A 16,710-nucleotide genomic window follows, 5' to 3' on the forward strand; every position below is an offset into this window, starting at 1 on the left:
TCCTTACGGGGTGACGCTATTGGCCGGCCGCGACGAGCGGGACGCTGTCGATGCCGGACAGCTTCCACTCGTCGCCGACGCGGGTCATCGACACCTCGAGGCGCAGCGGCTTCGCGCTGCTCTTGTCGCCCTGGGTGACGGTCGTGGCGATGGCGGCGAGGAAGCTGGCCTTGCCTTCGTGGTCGTCCAGCTCCTCGACGGCGATGTCCTGAACGTCGGTGGTGACCTTCGTCTTGGCGTCCGAGAGCGCCTTGCGGAACGTCGGCGCCGACTGGTCGATCTGCTGCGACATCTTGTCGTCCGACACGGCCTTCTGCCGCTGGAAGAAGCCGTCGAGGTCGGTGTAGTCGACCTCGGTGTAGGCCTTCAGCGCGTTGGTGCCCGCCTTGACCACGGACTCCCGGGACGCCGCGAGGCCGGCGTTGTCGTCGGCCGCCGCCGCCCACCACTGGATCCCGAAGAACGCCGCCGCGATCAGCGCGGCCAGCGCCAGCGCCGCGGCGCCGAGCACGAGGATCCGCGAGGACGACTCCCGCGCCGGGGTCTCGGGGTCCGAGACCGGTTCCTCGATCTCGTCCACCGCCGTGGCGGCCGGCTCGTCCGTACTCATGGCACTCCAGGGTAGGTAACGGTCATCAAATCCACGTCAGGCGAGGCCGAGCAGCGAGCCCAGGCTGTTCAGGCTGACACCGGGGCTGCCGACGATGCCCGGCACCCCCCGCGTGTCACGCTCCTCGGCCAGCTCCTGCGCCGGCCGGTTCGCGTTCGCGTCGACGTCGCCCTGCGACGGCGCGACCGGGACCCCGCCGTACGGCGCGTTCTGCGCGCCGCGCACGTTGATCGGGCTGCCCTTCGGTTCGGCACAGTACGCGTCTTCCTTCGCGGGCTTCGCCGAAGTGTCGTTCCCGGTGCGGTACTGCGAGTACGGCAGGTAGCCCTTGGTGCAGGCCGGCGGGTTGAACAGGTTGAGCACCAGGCCGAGGTGCGCGGTGCCGTCGCCGGGCGCGACGCTGCTCGCCGCGCCGGCCAGCGCCGGGTAGGTGACCAGGCCCTGCTCGATGCCGTCGAGCCGGGTCACGGTCAGGTTGGCCGTGGTGAGCAGGTTCGCCGTCAGCGCGCCGAGGCCCGGACCGGACTCCTGCAGCACCTGGCTGATCTGCGTCGCCACCTGCGGCGTGACGCCGATGAGCTTGCGGAGGTCGCCGTCGGAGTTCTTCAGCGTGCCGGTGAGCTCGTTGAGGCTCTTGCTGAACGACGCGAAGTTCTCGGCCTCGTCGTTCTGCGTGTCCAGCACCTTGCCGCCCGCGTCGAGCAGCTGGATCGTCTGCGGCAGGTACTCCTGCGCGGTCGTGGTGAAGCTGCGCGCGGTGTCGAGCAGCTTCTGCAGGTCGCCGCCGGTGCCGCGGAACGCGTCGTAGGACTCGTCGACGACCGTGCGCAGCGAGTCGACCGGGACCGACGCGGCGAGCGTGTCGAGGTCGCCGATCAGCCGGTCGGTGCTGACCGGGGTGGTCGTCTTGGCCGCCGGGATGACCGACCCGGCCGCCAGGAACGGGCCCTTGTCGGCCTTGGGCCGCAGGTCGACGTACTGCTCGCCGACCGCCGACCGGTTCGCGACGACGGCGTCGAGGTCCGCGGGCACCTGCGGCGCCGACGGGTCGATGTTCAGGTCGGCCTCGAGCCCGGTCTGGGTGAGCTTCAGCTCGCCGACCCGGCCGATGTTGTAGCCGCGGTAGGTGACCTCGGCGTTGGTGAAGATGCCGCCCGACTCGTTGAGCTGCAGCTTGACCGTGTAGCCGTCGTTGCCGAACACGGTGCCGAGCCCGGCGAACCGGATCAGCGCGTACACGATCGCGACGATCGAGATCACCGCGAACGCGACCAGCTGGATCCTCGTCTTGCGCACCAGCATCAGCCCGCACCTCCCGACAGGAGCCCGAAGAGGTTGCCGAGCCCCGGCTTGGCCTGCCCGGACTGCGGCTGGCCGCTCTCCCCCGGGATCGGCAGCGGCGGGTTGCCCGACGCGCCTTCGGTGCCGCCGGTCAGGCCGGCGAGCGGCAGCTGGCCGGACAGGATGTTCTGGCGGCTGTTGCCCAGGTTCTCGACGACGGTCTTCAGGTTCAGGTCCACCTTCGCGAACAGGTTGAAGTAGTCGCCCTTGACGTCGTTGACGGCCTGGTCGCTGAACGGGAACGTCAGCAGGATCTCCAGCGCCTTCGGCAGGTCGTTGCCCGCCTCGCCGAGCTTCTGCAACGTCGGCGTCAGCGCCTTCAGGTCGGCGACCAGGTCCTTCTGCGACCGGTTCACCGTGTCGGTGGCGACGCCGGAGAGGTTGTCCAGGGCCTGCAGCATCGTGACCAGCTGGCCGCGCTGCTGCTCCAGCACGCCGAGCCCGGGCCCGAGGTTGTCGACCGCGCCGACCAGCTTGTCCTTCTGCCCGTTGAGGGTCGAGGAGAGCCGGTTCAGCCCGTCGATCGCGCGGGTGATGTTGCGCGACTGCTGGTCGAGGTTGGTGACCAGCTGGTTCGCGTTGTCCAGCAGCGCCTTGATGTCCGGCTCGCGGCCGGAGGTGGCGTTGTTGAGCTCCTTGGTGATGGTGTTGAGCTGGTCGACCCCACCCCCGTTGAGCAGCAGCGACAGCGCGCCGAGCAGCTCTTCGACCTCGACGCTGCGGTTGGTGCGGGCCAGCGGGATGGTCGCGTTGTCCGCGAGCTTGCCCTGGGCCTGGTCGTCGCCGGGCGAAGCCAGCTCGACGTACTTCTCGCCGAGCAGGCTGGACTGCTTGACGTTGGCGATCGCGTTGGCCGGCAGCTTGATGCCGCCGTTCACCTTCAGCGTGACCAGCGCGTGCCAGCCGTCCTTGGTGAGCCCGACGTTCTCGACCCGGCCGACCGGCACCTCGTCGACCTTGACCCCGGCCTGCGGGGTCAGGTCGAGCACGTCGCGGAACTCGACGTTCACCGTGTACGGGTGGTCGCCGAGGTCGGCGCCGCCGGGCAGCGGCAGGTCGTAGATGCCGTTGAACGCGCAGCCCGACAGCGTCAGCGCGGACACTGTGGCCAGTGCCCCGACGGTCAGTAGCTTCTTCACTGGCCACCTCCGTAGAGCTGCCCGGCGATGGGCAGCGGGAGCGGCGGCAGCTGACCGGACTGCAGGGCCTGCACGGTCTGCGCCACGGACGGCAGCGGGATCGCCTTGTCGACGACGCCGGCGATGCCCTCGCAGGCGTTGCCGAGCACGTCCGGAATGCTGTTGGTGCCGACCTGCTTGAGCAGCCGGCAGATCATCACCAGCGGCGGCTGGGTCAGCTCGTTGAGGTTCGGCCGGGCGTCGAGCGTGCCCGCCGAGCCGTTGTAGGTGTTGACCAGGTTGCTCAGGCCGACCGGCGCGACGTCGAGGATCTCGGCGAGCGAGCTGCGCTGGTCGACGAGCACCTTGGTCACCCCGGCCAGTTTGTCCACATTGGACTTGAGCCGGTCGTGGTTCTGGTCGATGAACGCCTGCACCGCGGTGAGCGTGGTGCCCAGCTGCTGCACGGTCGCGGCCAGGTTGTCCTTTTCGGACGCCAGGTAGCCGCTGACGTCGGCGAGCTGGCTTTCGAAGGTGCGGACCTGCTTGTCGGAGTCGGCGAGGGTCTGGGAGAACTTGCCGAGGTTCTCGACGGTGGAGAACAGGTCGTCCTTGTTGCCGGCCAGCGTGCCGGCCGCCTGGCCGAGCTTGGTGATCGTGTCGTGCAGGGCCTGGCCGTTGCCGTCGACGTTGGCCGCCGCGGTGTTCAGCAGGTTCGACAGCGAGCCGTTCTTGTTGGCGCCGTTCGGGCCGAGGGTCTCGCTGACCCGGGCCAGGCTCGACGCCAGCTGGTCGACTTCCAGCGGCACCTCGGTGCGGTCGAGGCCGATGACCGCGCCGTCGGAGATCCGCGGGCCGCCGGTGTAGGCCGGAGCGAGCTGGACGTAGCGGTCGGACACCAGCGACGGGGCGACGATGAGCGCCTTCGCGTCGGCCGGGACGGCGACCGAGCGGTCGTACTCGAACTCGACCTTCACCTGGTTGCCCATGGGCTGGATCTTGGTGACCGTGCCCATGTCGACGCCGAGCATCCGCACGCTGTTGCCCTCGTACAGGCCGACGGCGCCGGCGAAGTACGCGGTCAGGTGGTTGCGGCCGGCGTCCTTGAGGGTCCACCAGATGCCGCCGGCGACCACGAGCGCCAGGACGATCGCGATGGTGAAGCCCCGGGTCAGGGCCACGCCGAAGCGGGTGTCACTCATTTCGTGTAGCACCCCTCTTCGTTGATCGGGCCGAAGGACGGCAGGACCAGGCCGCAGATGTAGTTGTCGAACCAGCGCCCGTTGCCGATGGTGTTGGTGAAGACGCGGATGAACGGCGCGAACTTCGCGATGCCCTGGGCCAGCGAGTCCTGGTTGCGCTGCAGCATCGAGGTCAGCTGGTCCAGCGAGGTGAGCACCGGGTCGAGCTGCTTGTCGTTGTCGTCGATCAGGCCCTGCAGCTGCGTCGCCAGCTCGCGCGAGCCGTTGAGCAGCGAGGTGATCGCGTCTTCGCGCTTCGACAGCTCGTCGAGCACCTTGTTGCCGTCGGTGAGCAGCTTCTGCACCTCGGCGTCGCGGTCGACCAGGGTCTGCGACACCTCGCGGGTGTTGGCCAGCAGGTTCGACAGCTGGGTGTCACGCGAGGCGATCGTGTCCGACAGCTTCGACAGCCCGGACAGCGCGCCCTTCACGTCTTCCGGCGTGTTCGCGAAGGTCCCCGAGATGGTGTCGAAGCTCTGCGCCAGCTGCTTGGTGTCGATGTTGTCGACGGTCTGCGACAGCCCGCGGAAGGCGTCGAGGACGTCGTAAGGGGCCATCGTGCGGTCCCGCGGGATCCCGGTGCCCGGGTTCAGCGAGCCCTCGCCCTGCGGATCGAGCGACAGGTACTTCTGGCCGAGCAGCGTCTTGATCTTGATCGCGGCGCTGGTCCGGTCGCCCAGCCAGGCGTCCTTGACCTTGAACGAGACCTTGACCGAGCCGCCGTCGAGCTCGATGTCGCTGACCTTGCCGACCTTGACGCCGGCGACCCGGACGTCGTTGTCGACCTGCAGGCCGGACGCCTCGCTGAACTCGGCGGAGTAGGTCGTGCCGCCGCCGATCACCGGCAGGTCTTCGGAGTTCAGCGCGGCGATGAAGCCGAGCGCCAGTACGGCGATGCCGACCAGCGCGATCGGGACGGGGTTGCGCTTCTGGAAGGACTTCATCCCGAGCACCTCGACCGGTTGGCCGGGATCAACGGCAGGTCGACCGGCGGAATCAATGGGGGCAAGCTGACCGTCCCGGAGAACTCGCAGGCGTAGAAGTTGAACCAGGAGCCGTAGTCCGCGGTGCGGGTCAGCGTGCTCACCTTGGTCGGCAGGAACTGGATGAAGTGCTCCAGCTCCGGCTCGTTCTTGTTCAGCTCGTTCGTGAGGTTCCCGAGCGCGCTGATGTCGTTCTTCAGCGGCTCGCGGACCTCGCCGAGCAGCCCGGACGTCGTCTCGGCCAGGTTGCCCAGGCTCTCGATCGCGTCCCCGATCGGCTTGCGGTCCGCGGCCAGCCCGGACGTCAGCTGCTGCAGCTTGATGATGAGGTCGTTGAGCTGCGGCGTGTGCGCGTTGACCGTGTCGAGGACCGAGTTGAGGTTGTCGATGACCTCGCCGATCACCTGGTCCTTGTTCGCGATCGTGGTGGCCAGCGACGCGGTGTGCGAAAGCAGGCTTTCGACCGTGCCGCCCTCGCCCTGCAGGACCTGGATGACCTCGTAGGACAGCTTGTTGACGTCGTCCGGGTTGAGCGCGGTGAACAGCGGCTTGAAGCCGTTGAACAGCTCGGTCAGGTCCAGTGCCGGCGTGGTGCGGTCCAGCGGGATGGTGCCGCCGGGGCCGAGCGTCTTGCCGCCGCTGTTCTCGCCCTCGCCGAGGGAGACGTAGCGCTGGCCGACCAGGTTGCGGAACTTGATCTGCGCGGTCACCCCGGCGGGCAGCTGCCGCCCGGCGTCGACCTCGAACTCGACCTCGGCCTGGCGCTTGTCGACGATCTTGACGTCCTTGACCTGCCCGACCCGGACGCCGGCGATGCGGACGTCGTCGTTGGGCAGCAGCAGCGTCGCGTCGGTGAAGCGCGCCTTGTAGGCGTTGGTGCTGGTGGTGTTGATGTTGGCGATGCTGATCCCGAGGATCGTCGTGAACAGCACGGTGACGACCACGAAGATGCCGAGCTTGATCAGCGGCGCGAGCAGGCCCCTCACTTCACCGTCACCTCCGCCCCGCGGTAGAGCGGGCCGACCAGGAGCGAGCTCCAGCCGGGGACGTCCGCGGCGTTCATGCCGAGCTGCGGGCCGAGGAGGTCGGCCAGGAAGCCCTGCTCCGCCGGCGAATACGCCAGATCACCGCCGCTGCCGTTGCCGCCCGCCGCGTCCTGCTTGAACTTGGCGGGGTTGAGGCCCTCGCCAACCGTCTTCGGCGCGGCCTGGTGCTTCGTGCCGTCCTTGAACGCGCCGTCCGGCGGCTCGGACGGGAACGGCTTCGGGATGTCCTTCATGTCGTAGCAGCGCGGCCCGCGCTTGTCCTCGAACCGCGGCTCTTCCTTGCCTGCCTCGTACGGCGCGCGCGGCACGATGATCTCGATGGTCGCGTGCAGGCCGGGCTTGTCGGTGCCCTTGCCCAGCGCCTGGTCGATCAGCGGCACGTTGTCGGCCATCTGCGAGATCACGCAGGGGTACTCGGGCGCGTACTTCGCCAGCAGCTCGGCCGTCGGCCGGGCCGTGTCGGCGAGGGAGATGATGTTCTCCTTGTTGTTCTGCAGGAACGTCTGCAGGTCGATCGACGCCTTGGTCAGGCTGCCGTAGAGGTTCGCCAGGTTCTGCTGCTCGTCGACCACGGTCCGGGTCGTCGTGCTGAGGTTGTCCAGGCTCTGCACCAGGTCCGGCGCCGCGTCCTTGAGGTGATCGGAGAACTCCGCGAGCGCCTTGAGGTTGTGCTGCAGCTCGGGCTCGTGCGGGTTCAGCTCGCCGATGTAGGTGCCCAGCTGCGAGAGCGTGTCGCCGAGCTGGTCGCCGCGGCCCGACAGCGCGGTCGAGATCGCGGTGAGCGTCGCCGAGAGCTTCTGCGGCTGGACCGCCTGCAGCACCGGCATCAGGTGGGAGAACGCCTGCTCCAGCTCGATCGCGCTGGACGTGCGGTCCTGCGGGATGACGTCCCCGCTGGCCAGCGTCTTCTCCGACGGGTCCTTGGGGAGCTCCAGCGAGACGAACCGCTCGCCGAAGAGCGTCTTGGGCAGGAACCGCGCCGAGACGTTCTCCGGGATCAGCTTGGCCGACTCCGGCTGGAGCGCGAGGGTGAGCTCGGCGCCGTGGTCGGTGGCGACGATGTCCTGGACCGACCCGACGATCAGCCCGCGCACCTTGACGTCGGACTGCTTGATCAGCTGGTTGCCGATCTTGTCGGCCTGGAGCTTCACCGTGACGACCGGCGTGAACGCCTTGTCGTAGAGCGCGATGGACAGCGCCACCCCGCCGACCATCACGGCGATGAGCAGCAGGCCGAGCAGCCTGCGTCGGAGCGTCCTCATCCCGCGATCCTTACCGTGACGTCGGTTCCCCAGATGGCGAAGCCGATGAAGAAGTTCATGATCGACACCGTGACGATCGAGAGCCGGACGGCCTTGCCGACCGCCACGCCCACGCCGGCCGGGCCACCGGTCGCGCGATACCCGAAGTAGCAGTGCGACAGGATGATCAAGACGCTGAAGAGCAGCACCTTGATGAACGAATACAGCACGTCCTGCGGTGGTAAGAACAGGTCGAAGTAGTGGTCGTAGGTACCCGCGGACTGGTTGTAGATGTAGATGACGACCAGTCTCGACGCGAGGTACGAGCTCAGCAGGCCGATGATGTAGAGCGGGATGACCGCGACGAACCCGGCGATGATCCGCGTCGTCACCAGGTACGGCAGGCTCGGCACGCCCATGACTTCCAGCGCGTCGATCTCCTCGGAGATCCGCATCGCGCCCAGCTGCGCGGTGAACCCGGCGCCGACGGTGGCGCTCAGGGCGAGACCGGCGACCAGCGGGGCGATTTCCCGGGTGTTGAAGAACGCGGTCAGGAAGCCGGTGAAGGCCGACGTCCCGATCGAGTTCAGCGCCGAGTAGCCCTGGAGGCCGACGAGGACACCGGTGAACAGCGTCAGACCGACCATCACCCCGACCGTGCCGCCGATGACCGCCAGCGAGCCGGAGCCGAAGGACACCTCGGCCAGCAGCCGCAGGACTTCCTTCGTGTAGCGGCGCAGCGTCCGCGGCGTCCACAGCAACGCCCGGCCGTAGAACGACATCTGGTCACCCAAGGTGTCCAGCGTCTGGAGCGGGCGGTTGGCGACGCGTTTCGCGCCCTGGAGGAACGTCATGGCGCTAGTCCAGCTTTCCGGGCACGATCTGCAGGTAGATCAGGGTGATCACGAAGTTCACGACGAACAGCAGCAGGAACGTGATGACCACCGACTGGTTCACCGCGTCCCCGACGCCCTTCGGGCCGCCGGAGGGGTTGAGGCCCCGGTAGGCCGCGACGACGGCGGCGATGAACCCGAAGATCAGCGCCTTGAGCTCGCCGACCCAGAGGTCGGGCAGCTGCGCGAGGGCGGAGAAGCTCGCCAGGTACGCACCCGGCGTCCCGCCCTGCAGCACGACGTTGAAGAAGTAGCCGCCCAGCACGCCGATGACGCTGACCATGCCGTTGAGCAGCAGCGCGACCAGCATCATCGCGAGGGTGCGCGGGACGATCAGCCGCTGCACCGCGGAGACGCCGAGCACCTCCATCGCGGCGATCTCTTCGCGGATGGTCCGGGCGCCGATATCAGCACAGACGGCCGAGCCGCCCGCGCCCGCCACCAGCAGCGCGGTGACCAGCGGACTGGCCTGCTGCACGGTGGCGAGCACGGAGCCCGCGCCGGTGTAGGACTGCGCGCCCAGCTGGCGGGCGAGCGAACCGAACTGCAGCGAGATGACCGCGCCGAAGGGGATGGCCACCAGGGCCGTCGGCAGGATGGTCACGCTCGCGATGAACCACGACTGCTGGATGAACTCCCGCAGCTGGAACGGGCGCTGGAACAGGCCGCGGACGATGTCCAGGCCGAGAGCGAACAGGTTCCCGGTCTCGCGGAGCATGCCGATCCCGGGAATCTTCGCCTGTGATGCGGGAGAGCTCACCGGCCACCTGGCCCGTTGTTCGGCGGCGGTGGCATGCGCCGGCCGCCGGGTCTCGGCTGCTGGCCGCCGGGGATCCGCGCGACCTGGTCCGCGGGCAGCTGGCCGTGGTGCTGGTTCGGCACGCCGTCACCCTGCCGGGCGCCCGCCGGGACCTGCTGCTGCTGTTGCTGCTGCTGGGCGTGGGCCACCTGCCGGGGGCTGACGCCGTAGTGGCGCTGCTCCTCGGGGCTCAGGGAGGCGATGATGCTCTGCTGGGCGGCGTCCGGGAGCCGGTGCATGATCTCCATGACCCGGTCCTTGCGGCGGACCGCGCCCATCCGGGTCGGCACGCCCGGCGTCGGCTGCATCTGCGGCGGCACGCCGGAGACGTCCTCGACCCCGCCGGCGTGGTGCCCGGCGTCGAACATCGCCTGCTCGGCCGCGATCTGGGCGCTGTCCTTCTCCTCGGACATGCCGATCGGGCCCTGCATCTTGCCGTTGAGGAACTGCTTGACGACCGGCTCCTCGCTGGTCAGCAGCACCTCGCGCGGGCCGAACATGACCAGTTCCTTGCGGAAGAGCATGCCCAGGTTGTCCGGGACCGTGCGGGCCAGGTTGATGTTGTGCGTGACGATCAGGAACGTCGCGTCGATCTGCGCGTTGACGTCGAGGAACAGCTGCGAGATGTAGGTCGTGCGGACCGGGTCGAGACCCGAGTCCGGCTCGTCGACCAGGATGATCTCGGGGTCCAGCACGAGGGCGCGGGCGAGGCCGGCGCGCTTGCGCATACCGCCGGAGATCTCACCGGGCAGCTTCTTGTCGGCGCCGTTCAGACCGGTCATGTCGAGCTTTTCGAGGACGATCCGGCGGATTTCCGTCTCGGACTTCTTCGTGTGCTCGCGCAGCGGGAAGGCGACGTTGTCGTACAGGTTCATCGAGCCGAACAGCGCGCCGTCCTGGAACAGGACGCCGAAGAGCTTCCGGATCTCGTACAGCTTGTGCTCGGAGCAGGTGACGATGTCCACCCCGTTGATCACGCAGCGGCCGCGGTCGGGCTTGAGCAGCCCGATCATCGACTTGAGGAACACCGACTTGCCGGTTCCGGACGGACCGAGCATCGCCGACACCTCGCCCGGGGGGAGCGTCAGCGTGACGTCCCGCCAGATGGCCTGCTTACCGAAGGACTTGGTCAGGCCTTCGATGACCACCTCGGCACCCATCGCACCTCCAGGAGCTGTTCCGCGTCATTGCGCCCGCTGCCACACCCATGCCGCCCGCGTCGGCGGCGGGGTGCGGGCGCCTGGCGCCCCGTGAACCCGCGTCAACCAGGTGCAACGAGCTGAGTGCGAACAGGTTACTCACCAGTTTTCTTTTCTGGCCAGCCCCGGTTCCATCGTCACCCCGCCGTGATCGGCAACTGCAGGCACCGTAGTCCATTCGGGGCAACGACGCAGATCTCCGGAACCCCGGAACCGCGATTTAGGGACCCGGGGGCTATTCGGACACCGCTCCTAGGGAGTGCGAAGCTCCCGCAGCTCAGGAAGTCGTAGACGCGGAACGGGCGGGCACCCGTGTGGGTGCCCGCCCGTTCGCGGCGTGATGCTGCGGCGCTCGCGCGCCTGGGATCACTTGATGGAGATCTTGGCGCCCGCGGCCTCGAGCTTCTCCTTGGCGGCCTCGGCGGCCTCCTTGTCGACCTTCTCCAGGAGGGCCTTGGGAGCGGCCTCGACCAGCTCCTTGGCCTCCTTCAGGCCCAGACCGGAGACGACCTCGCGGACGACCTTGATGACCTGGATCTTCTTGTCACCGGCGGACTCGAGGACGACGTCGAACTCGTCCTGCTCCTCGGCGGCGGCCGGGGCGGCACCCACGGGGCCGGCGGCAACGGCGGCGACCGGCGCGGCGGCGGTCACGTCGAAGACCTCTTCGAACTCCTTCACGAACTCGGACAGCTCGAGGAGGGTCAGCTCCTTGAAGGCGTCGATCAGCTCGGCGGTGCTCAGCTTCGCCATGATGGCTTCCTCTCAGAAAACGAACTAGACGTTCGGGGTGGGGGTGGTTCAGCTCTCGGCGGGTGCTTCGGCTGCTTCGGTACCGGTGGCGTTGCGCTGCTTCTCCTCCAGCGCGGCAGCCAGGCGGGCGACCTGGGACGCCGGCGCCTGGAACAGCGCGGCGGCCTGGGACAGCTTCGCCTTGAACGCGCCCGCCGCCTTGGCGAGCAGGACCTCACGGCTGTCGAGATCGGCGATCCGGTTGATCTCGTCCACGGACAGCGCTTTGCCGTCCATGTAGCCGCCCTTGATCACAAGCGCGTTGTTGTCCTTCGCGAAGTCGCGAAGCGCCTTGGCGGCGTCGACCGCTTCACCCTCGACGAAGGCGATGGCGGTCGCGCCGACGAACAGGTCCTCGAGCCCCGTCACGCCCGCGTCTTCCGCAGCGCGCTTGACGAGGGTGTTCTTCGCGACCCGGTACTTGGCACTGGTGCCGAGAGCGCGGCGCAGCTGGGACAGCTGGGACACGGAGAGGCCGGTGTACTGGGTAACGACGGTGGCCGAGCTGGTGCGGAAGCTCTCCGCGATCTCGGCGACGGCCGCCACCTTGTCGGGCTTCGCCATGGTCGCCTCCTCTCTTGGCTAGTGTTTCCACTGGCGCCCGAGGGACCCCCGAAACGACGAAACGCCCTCGCGCAAGCAGGCGCGGGGCGTTCTTCCGGCATGACGGCCGGGGCCTCGTTCCTCCTGCGCGGGCCGCCCGGCGAGTTGCGGGACCTTCGTTCCCCTTGCGGGGAAAACCAGCGGTCTTCGGTAGAACCGTTGTCGAGAATACCTTGTCAAGGAGAAGCCCCTGCTCCGGGGTCCACCTTCGCGGCGGCGTGGGGCATCATGGTCACGTGGCGGAGCAGCGTGATGACGGAAAGCCGGGCGCGGAAGTCGAACCGGCGGGCCCTTCGACGCCGGCTTCGCAGCCACCGGTGGATCCGGCGCAGCTCGAGCAGTTCCGCCAGTTCCAGCAGTTCCAGGACTACCTGAGGTTCACCCAGGCCCAGCAGGGCAACGAGCCGGCGCCGCCGCCGGACGCCGGGCTGGTCCAGGCGTCACCACCGCAGCCCCCGGTGATCCCCCCGGGCTACCAGCTGGTCCGCGAGGACCGCCGCGGCGGCGGCCCGCCCCGGTGGGTGAAGTGGCTGGGCAAGAAGGTGCTCGCCTGGGTGCTGGCAATCGTGATCCTCGGTGTGGCGGGAACGTGGCTGTACAACCACTTCTTCCCGAGCGACGCGGGCAAGTCGTCGGCCCAGCTGGCCCAGGAGGGCGGCGGGACCTACCACACGAACCGGATCCTCTCGACCAGTCCGTACGAAGCGGTCCGCGAGGTCTACGACGCCGTCGCGCAGAACCTCGTCCCGCAGGCCTGCGGGCGGATGGACGAGCCCGTCCAGCAGAAGTTCGCCCAGGACCTGGGTTACGCCGACTGCCAGGTCGCGGTGCACGAGCTGAACCGCAAGGTCACCAGCAAGAACGACTACGCCGAGTCGATGCCGTCGTACGTGTCCGAGCCGCTGCCCGGCGACCGGTTCACGATCAGCTCGTGCCGGTTCGGCATCAGGGGTGGCCCGGCGCTCGGCGCGTTCACCGTGCAGAAGGTCGACAAGAGCCAGTGGCTCATCACCGCGCACACCAACGAACCCACCCCGTGCCCGGCGGCGCCGCCGACCAGCTGACTCAGCGCGGGTGCGGCGCGGCCAGGAAAGCGACCAGCGCCTCCGAGAACGCCGGCGACATCACGGCCGACATGTGGTCGCCCGGGATCCGCACCAGCCGCGCCCCCGCGATCGCCGCCGCGAGGCGCTCCGGCTCTGCCGCCAGCAGGTCCTGGTCCCCCGCCAGCACCAACGTCGGGACGCCGATCGCCGAGAGGTTCAGGCTTCCCTCGCGCGTCGCCAGCGCCACCGCTGCCAGTGCCTGACGATCCCCGCCCACCGCGTCGGCCAGGAGACGGAACGGGACACCTGACGGCGGAACCGTCGACGGGTCCTCCGCCAGCAGTGCCGAAGCGATGTCCGCCGGCTTCACGACCCGCAGGTCGACGCCGCCGAAGTCGACGATGCCCGAACCCACTCCGCCCGTGGCCAGGCAGCGGATGCGCTTGTCCGCCGCCGTGGCCGCCAACGCCACGATCGCGCCCATCGAGTAGCCCACCAGGGAGACCTCGTCGAGGCCGAGCTCGTCGAGCAGGGCCGAGATGTCGCGGGCCATGCTGTCGCCCGTGTAGCGGCACTCGTCGTGGGGCTTCTCCGAGCGGCCGTGGCCGCGCGCGTCCAACGAGATGACCGTCAGGCCGGCGGCGCGCAACGCCGCGACCACGCCCGTGGAGATCCAGTTCGCGTTCGTGTCGGCCGCGAAGCCGTGTTGCAGCAGCACCGGGTGGTGGGCGCCGTCGCCCTCCCACGCGGTGTAGTTCAACCGGAGGCCGTCGAACGACGCGAAAGTGGGCATGCCGTCCATCAGACACGAAGAAAGGGCGCCCCCGCAGCAAGCGGGGACGCCCTTTCTGGTGATGTCCGACTCAGACAGCCGCGTCCTCGGAAAGGAGGTTGCGGGTCCGCAGCGGGTCGACCGGGATGCCCGGGCCCATCGTGGTGGTGAAGGTGACCTTCTTCAGGTAGCGGCCCTTCGCCGACGACGGCTTGGCCCGGAGGATCTCGTCCAGCGCCGCCGCGTAGTTCTCGACCAGCTTGTCCGTGTCGAACGAAGCCTTGCCGATCACCAGGTGCAGGTTGGCCTGCTTGTCGACGCGGAAGTTGATCTTACCGCCCTTGATGTCCGAAACGGCCTTCGCGACCGCGGGGGTCACCGTGCCGGTCTTCGGGTTCGGCATCAGGCCACGCGGGCCGAGGATGCGGGCGATGCGGCCCACCTTGGCCATCTGGTCCGGCGTCGCGATCGCGGCGTCGAAGTCGAGCCAGCCACCCTGGATGCGCTCGATCAGCTCGTCGGTGCCGACCGCGTCCGCGCCGGCGGCCTCGGCCTCGGCGGCCTTGTCGCCGACGGCGAAGACGATGACGCGGGCGGTCTTACCGGTGCCGTGCGGCAGGTTCACGGTGCCGCGGACCATCTGGTCGGCCTTGCGCGGGTCCACACCGAGACGCATCGCGACCTCGACGGTCGCGTCCATCTTGGTCTTGGAGGTTTCCTTCGCCAGCTTCGCGGCCTCGAGCGGCGCGTACAGGCGCGCCTTGTCGATCAGCTCCGCAGCCTGGCGGTAAGCCTTGCTGTGCTTGGTCATGCTTCTGTCCCTTACTTCAAAAACGGATCAGTGTGGTGTCAGAGCCAGCACTGGCTCTCCCACGGGTAAAGCAGCCGAATCAGGCGTCGACGACCGTGATGCCCATCGACCGGGCAGTGCCGGCGATGATCTTCGCGGCCTGGTCGATGTCGTGCGCGTTGAGGTCGGTCTCCTTGGTCTTGGCGATCTCGCGGACCTGGTCCCAAGTGACCTTGGCGACCTTGGTCTTGTGCGGCTCGCCGGAGCCCTTCTCCACGCCCGCGGCCTTCAGCAGCAGCTTGGCGGCCGGCGGCGTCTTCAGCTTGAAGTCGAACGACCGGTCTTCGTAGACGGAGATCTCGACCGGGACGACGTCCCCGCGCTGCGACTCGGTCGCGGCGTTGTAGGCCTTGCAGAACTCCATGATGTTGACGCCGTGCTGACCCAGCGCCGGGCCGACCGGCGGCGCGGGGTTGGCCGCACCCGCCTTGATCTGCAGCTTGATGATCGCCGCAAGCTTCTTCTTCTTGGGTGGCATTTCTTTTCCTGTCCTGTACTACGTTCCCCGCGTACCTGCCGTGGACGTGGGGACTGCGGCCGAGCGTGCGGCCGTCAGATCTTGGAGACCTGGTTGAACGACAGCTCGACCGGGGTCTCCCGGCCGAAGATCGACACCAGGACCTTCAGCTTCTGCCCGTCGACGTTGACCTCGGAGATCGTCGCCGGCAGCGTGGCGAACGGGCCGTCCATGACCGTGACCGACTCGCCGATCTCGAAGTCGACCTCGACGGCCGGGCCGCCGAGCGGGGCCGCGGTCGCGGTGGACTCGCCCTTGCCCGCCTTCGCGGGGGCTTCCTTCTCGACCTGCGGCGCGAGGAACTTGAGCACCTCGTCGACGGTCAGCGGCGACGGCCGCGAAGTGGCGCCGACGAACCCGGTGACACCCGGCGTGTTGCGCACCGCGCTCCACGAGGCGTCGTTCAGGTCCATCCGGACCAGGATGTAGCCGGGCAGCACCTTGCGCTGCACCTGCTTGCGCTGGCCGTTCTTGATCTCGGTGACCTCTTCGGTCGGGACCTCGATCTGGAAGATGTAGTCCTCGACGTCCAGGGTCTGCGTCCGGGTTTCGAGGTTGGTCTTCACCTTGTTCTCGTACCCGGCGTAGGAGTGCACCACGTACCACTCGCCGGGCGCGGCGAGCAGCTCCGCGCGCAACGTCGCGACCGGGTCGTCGTCCGCCGCGGCGGGCTCGGCCTCGCCGTCGGTCTCGTCGGCGGCGGTGTCCTCGGCCGCGTCTTCGGTGCTCTCGGCGCTGGAAGCGGCTTCGTCGACCTCTTCCTCGGGCACGTCGACGGGCTCGAGGTGCGCGGACTCCTCGTCACCGAGTGCCGCGTGCACCTGCTCGTCGGAAAGCTCGGTCAGGTCGTGACCGGCTGTTGTGCCGTTGTCGGAGGTCACGTTCCGTCCTCTCAGTTGATCGCTTGCCGGGTCCGGCGAGGCCGGCCCGCGCGACAGACGGCGGTTCAGCCGAAGATCGCGCCGATGCCCTTCTTGAACGCCCAGTCCAAGACGCTCACCAGGGCCACCATGAACACCACGAAGACCAGCACGACGGCGGTGTAGGTCACCATCTGCTTGCGGTTCGGCCAGATGACCTTGCGCAGCTCCGCCCAGACCTCGCGGATGAAGCGCATGAGCCGCGCGAACACGGAGGCCTTCTTCGCCTTCTGGTCCCGCTTCGGAGTCGGAGCGCCCTTCGCGTCGGGAGCGGTCTTCTCCCCCGACTTCCCGGCCGGCCGGGACTTGTCGTCCGCACGTGCCGCGGACTTCCCCGCCGGACGAGCGGTCGCACGGCGCTCACGCCGGGCAGCAGCTGTGACGGGACGGGACTGGCTCTCGGGCTTCTGCCCGGTGCCGTCCTGCTCCTGCTCGCCGCCGCTGGCGTCGCTGTCGCTCACGACCACTCCTCCGCTCCACCAGTTCCGTTACGCAGGGGTGACAGGACTTGAACCTGCAACCTGCGGTTTTGGAGACCGCTGCTCTGCCAATTGAGCTACACCCCTGTGGGGACCCGATCTCTCGGAGCCCCGTTGGACGCATTCCATCGTCCCCACCATCCAGGCGGGGATGACCGTAGTGCGTTCCAAGTCCCGAAGTCTACGGCAAGCCTCGCGAGAGCCCGCAACCGCGCCCCCCGATCGACCGCCGAACCCCGGTCGGCCTGCGGAAAACTCCC

At 68.6% G+C, this 16,710-nt stretch carries 18 protein-coding genes and 1 tRNA gene; 1 reads left to right on the forward strand and 18 read right to left on the reverse strand.

Going from position 1 to position 16,710, the window contains the following annotated elements; genetic code table 11:
* Nucleotides 1–16: 16 nt before the first annotated feature.
* The 12 genes from M8542_RS20855 to rplJ all read right to left on the reverse strand — a co-directional run bounded on the left by M8542_RS20855 (nucleotide 17) and on the right by rplJ (nucleotide 11,827).
* Complete coding sequence (locus tag M8542_RS20855; protein ID WP_257921880.1) at nucleotides 17–610, reverse strand: hypothetical protein; 594 nt, start codon at nucleotides 608–610, stop codon at nucleotides 17–19.
* 36 nt (nucleotides 611–646) lie between these two features.
* Entirely contained in the window at nucleotides 647–1,912 is a 1,266-nt protein-coding gene (locus M8542_RS20860) for an MCE family protein (RefSeq protein ID WP_257921881.1), read from the reverse strand.
* Nucleotides 1,912–3,090: an MCE family protein gene (locus tag M8542_RS20865; RefSeq protein ID WP_257921882.1), complete on the reverse strand. Its 1,179-nt coding sequence runs from the start codon at nucleotides 3,088–3,090 to the stop codon at nucleotides 1,912–1,914. The genes M8542_RS20860 and M8542_RS20865 overlap by 1 nt, the downstream gene beginning before the upstream one ends.
* Complete coding sequence (locus tag M8542_RS20870; RefSeq protein WP_257921883.1) at nucleotides 3,087–4,271, reverse strand: MCE family protein; 1,185 nt, start codon at nucleotides 4,269–4,271, stop codon at nucleotides 3,087–3,089. Before M8542_RS20870 ends, M8542_RS20865 begins: the two co-directional genes overlap by 4 nt.
* Entirely contained in the window at nucleotides 4,268–5,254 is a 987-nt protein-coding gene (locus M8542_RS20875; protein WP_257921884.1) for an MCE family protein, read from the reverse strand. The genes M8542_RS20870 and M8542_RS20875 overlap by 4 nt, the downstream gene beginning before the upstream one ends.
* Nucleotides 5,251–6,279: an MCE family protein gene (locus M8542_RS20880; RefSeq protein ID WP_257921885.1), complete on the reverse strand. Its 1,029-nt coding sequence runs from the start codon at nucleotides 6,277–6,279 to the stop codon at nucleotides 5,251–5,253. The genes M8542_RS20875 and M8542_RS20880 overlap by 4 nt, the downstream gene beginning before the upstream one ends.
* Nucleotides 6,276–7,601: an MCE family protein gene (locus M8542_RS20885; RefSeq protein ID WP_257921886.1), complete on the reverse strand. Its 1,326-nt coding sequence runs from the start codon at nucleotides 7,599–7,601 to the stop codon at nucleotides 6,276–6,278. Before M8542_RS20885 ends, M8542_RS20880 begins: the two co-directional genes overlap by 4 nt.
* On the reverse strand, nucleotides 7,598–8,434 hold the full coding sequence (locus M8542_RS20890; RefSeq protein WP_003060266.1) for an MlaE family ABC transporter permease: 837 nt from the start codon (nucleotides 8,432–8,434) through the stop codon (nucleotides 7,598–7,600). Before M8542_RS20890 ends, M8542_RS20885 begins: the two co-directional genes overlap by 4 nt.
* A 4-nt stretch (nucleotides 8,435–8,438) precedes the next feature.
* Complete coding sequence (locus tag M8542_RS20895; RefSeq protein WP_257922145.1) at nucleotides 8,439–9,191, reverse strand: MlaE family ABC transporter permease; 753 nt, start codon at nucleotides 9,189–9,191, stop codon at nucleotides 8,439–8,441.
* Nucleotides 9,192–9,229: 38 nt separating this feature from the next.
* Nucleotides 9,230–10,432 (reverse strand): ABC transporter ATP-binding protein, encoded by a 1,203-nt coding sequence (locus M8542_RS20900; protein ID WP_257921887.1) that lies wholly within the window; start codon nucleotides 10,430–10,432, stop codon nucleotides 9,230–9,232.
* A gap of 405 nt (nucleotides 10,433–10,837) precedes the next feature.
* Entirely contained in the window at nucleotides 10,838–11,224 is a 387-nt protein-coding gene (gene rplL / locus M8542_RS20905; protein WP_257921888.1) for a 50S ribosomal protein L7/L12, read from the reverse strand.
* A 48-nt stretch (nucleotides 11,225–11,272) separates the two neighbouring features.
* A complete protein-coding gene (rplJ, locus tag M8542_RS20910; RefSeq protein ID WP_257921889.1) occupies nucleotides 11,273–11,827 on the reverse strand; it encodes a 50S ribosomal protein L10 in 555 nt (184 codons plus the stop codon).
* Nucleotides 11,828–12,102: 275 nt separating this feature from the next.
* Between rplJ and M8542_RS20915 the strand changes: the two genes are divergently transcribed.
* Nucleotides 12,103–12,930, forward strand: coding sequence for a hypothetical protein (locus tag M8542_RS20915; RefSeq protein WP_257921890.1), 828 nt, complete (start codon nucleotides 12,103–12,105; stop codon nucleotides 12,928–12,930).
* A gap of 1 nt (nucleotide 12,931) precedes the next feature.
* Here the strand turns inward: M8542_RS20915 and M8542_RS20920 are convergent, their stop codons facing one another.
* The 6 genes from M8542_RS20920 to M8542_RS20945 form a co-directional block, all read right to left on the reverse strand.
* Nucleotides 12,932–13,705: an alpha/beta fold hydrolase gene (locus M8542_RS20920; protein ID WP_257921891.1), complete on the reverse strand. Its 774-nt coding sequence runs from the start codon at nucleotides 13,703–13,705 to the stop codon at nucleotides 12,932–12,934.
* A gap of 70 nt (nucleotides 13,706–13,775) precedes the next feature.
* A complete protein-coding gene (gene rplA / locus M8542_RS20925; RefSeq protein ID WP_257921892.1) occupies nucleotides 13,776–14,495 on the reverse strand; it encodes a 50S ribosomal protein L1 in 720 nt (239 codons plus the stop codon).
* 79 nt (nucleotides 14,496–14,574) lie between these two features.
* Nucleotides 14,575–15,012, reverse strand: coding sequence for a 50S ribosomal protein L11 (gene rplK, locus M8542_RS20930; protein WP_043781763.1), 438 nt, complete (start codon nucleotides 15,010–15,012; stop codon nucleotides 14,575–14,577).
* A 74-nt stretch (nucleotides 15,013–15,086) separates the two neighbouring features.
* A complete protein-coding gene (gene nusG / locus M8542_RS20935) occupies nucleotides 15,087–15,932 on the reverse strand; it encodes a transcription termination/antitermination protein NusG (protein WP_257921893.1) in 846 nt (281 codons plus the stop codon).
* Nucleotides 15,933–15,997: 65 nt separating this feature from the next.
* A complete protein-coding gene (gene secE, locus M8542_RS20940) occupies nucleotides 15,998–16,438 on the reverse strand; it encodes a preprotein translocase subunit SecE (protein ID WP_257921894.1) in 441 nt (146 codons plus the stop codon).
* Nucleotides 16,439–16,464: 26 nt separating this feature from the next.
* A tRNA-Trp gene (locus M8542_RS20945) sits at nucleotides 16,465–16,537 on the reverse strand.
* Nucleotides 16,538–16,710: the final 173 nt, after the last annotated feature.

Source organism: Amycolatopsis iheyensis, from assembly GCF_024703995.1.
Taxonomy (GTDB): domain Bacteria; phylum Actinomycetota; class Actinomycetes; order Mycobacteriales; family Pseudonocardiaceae; genus Amycolatopsis; species Amycolatopsis iheyensis.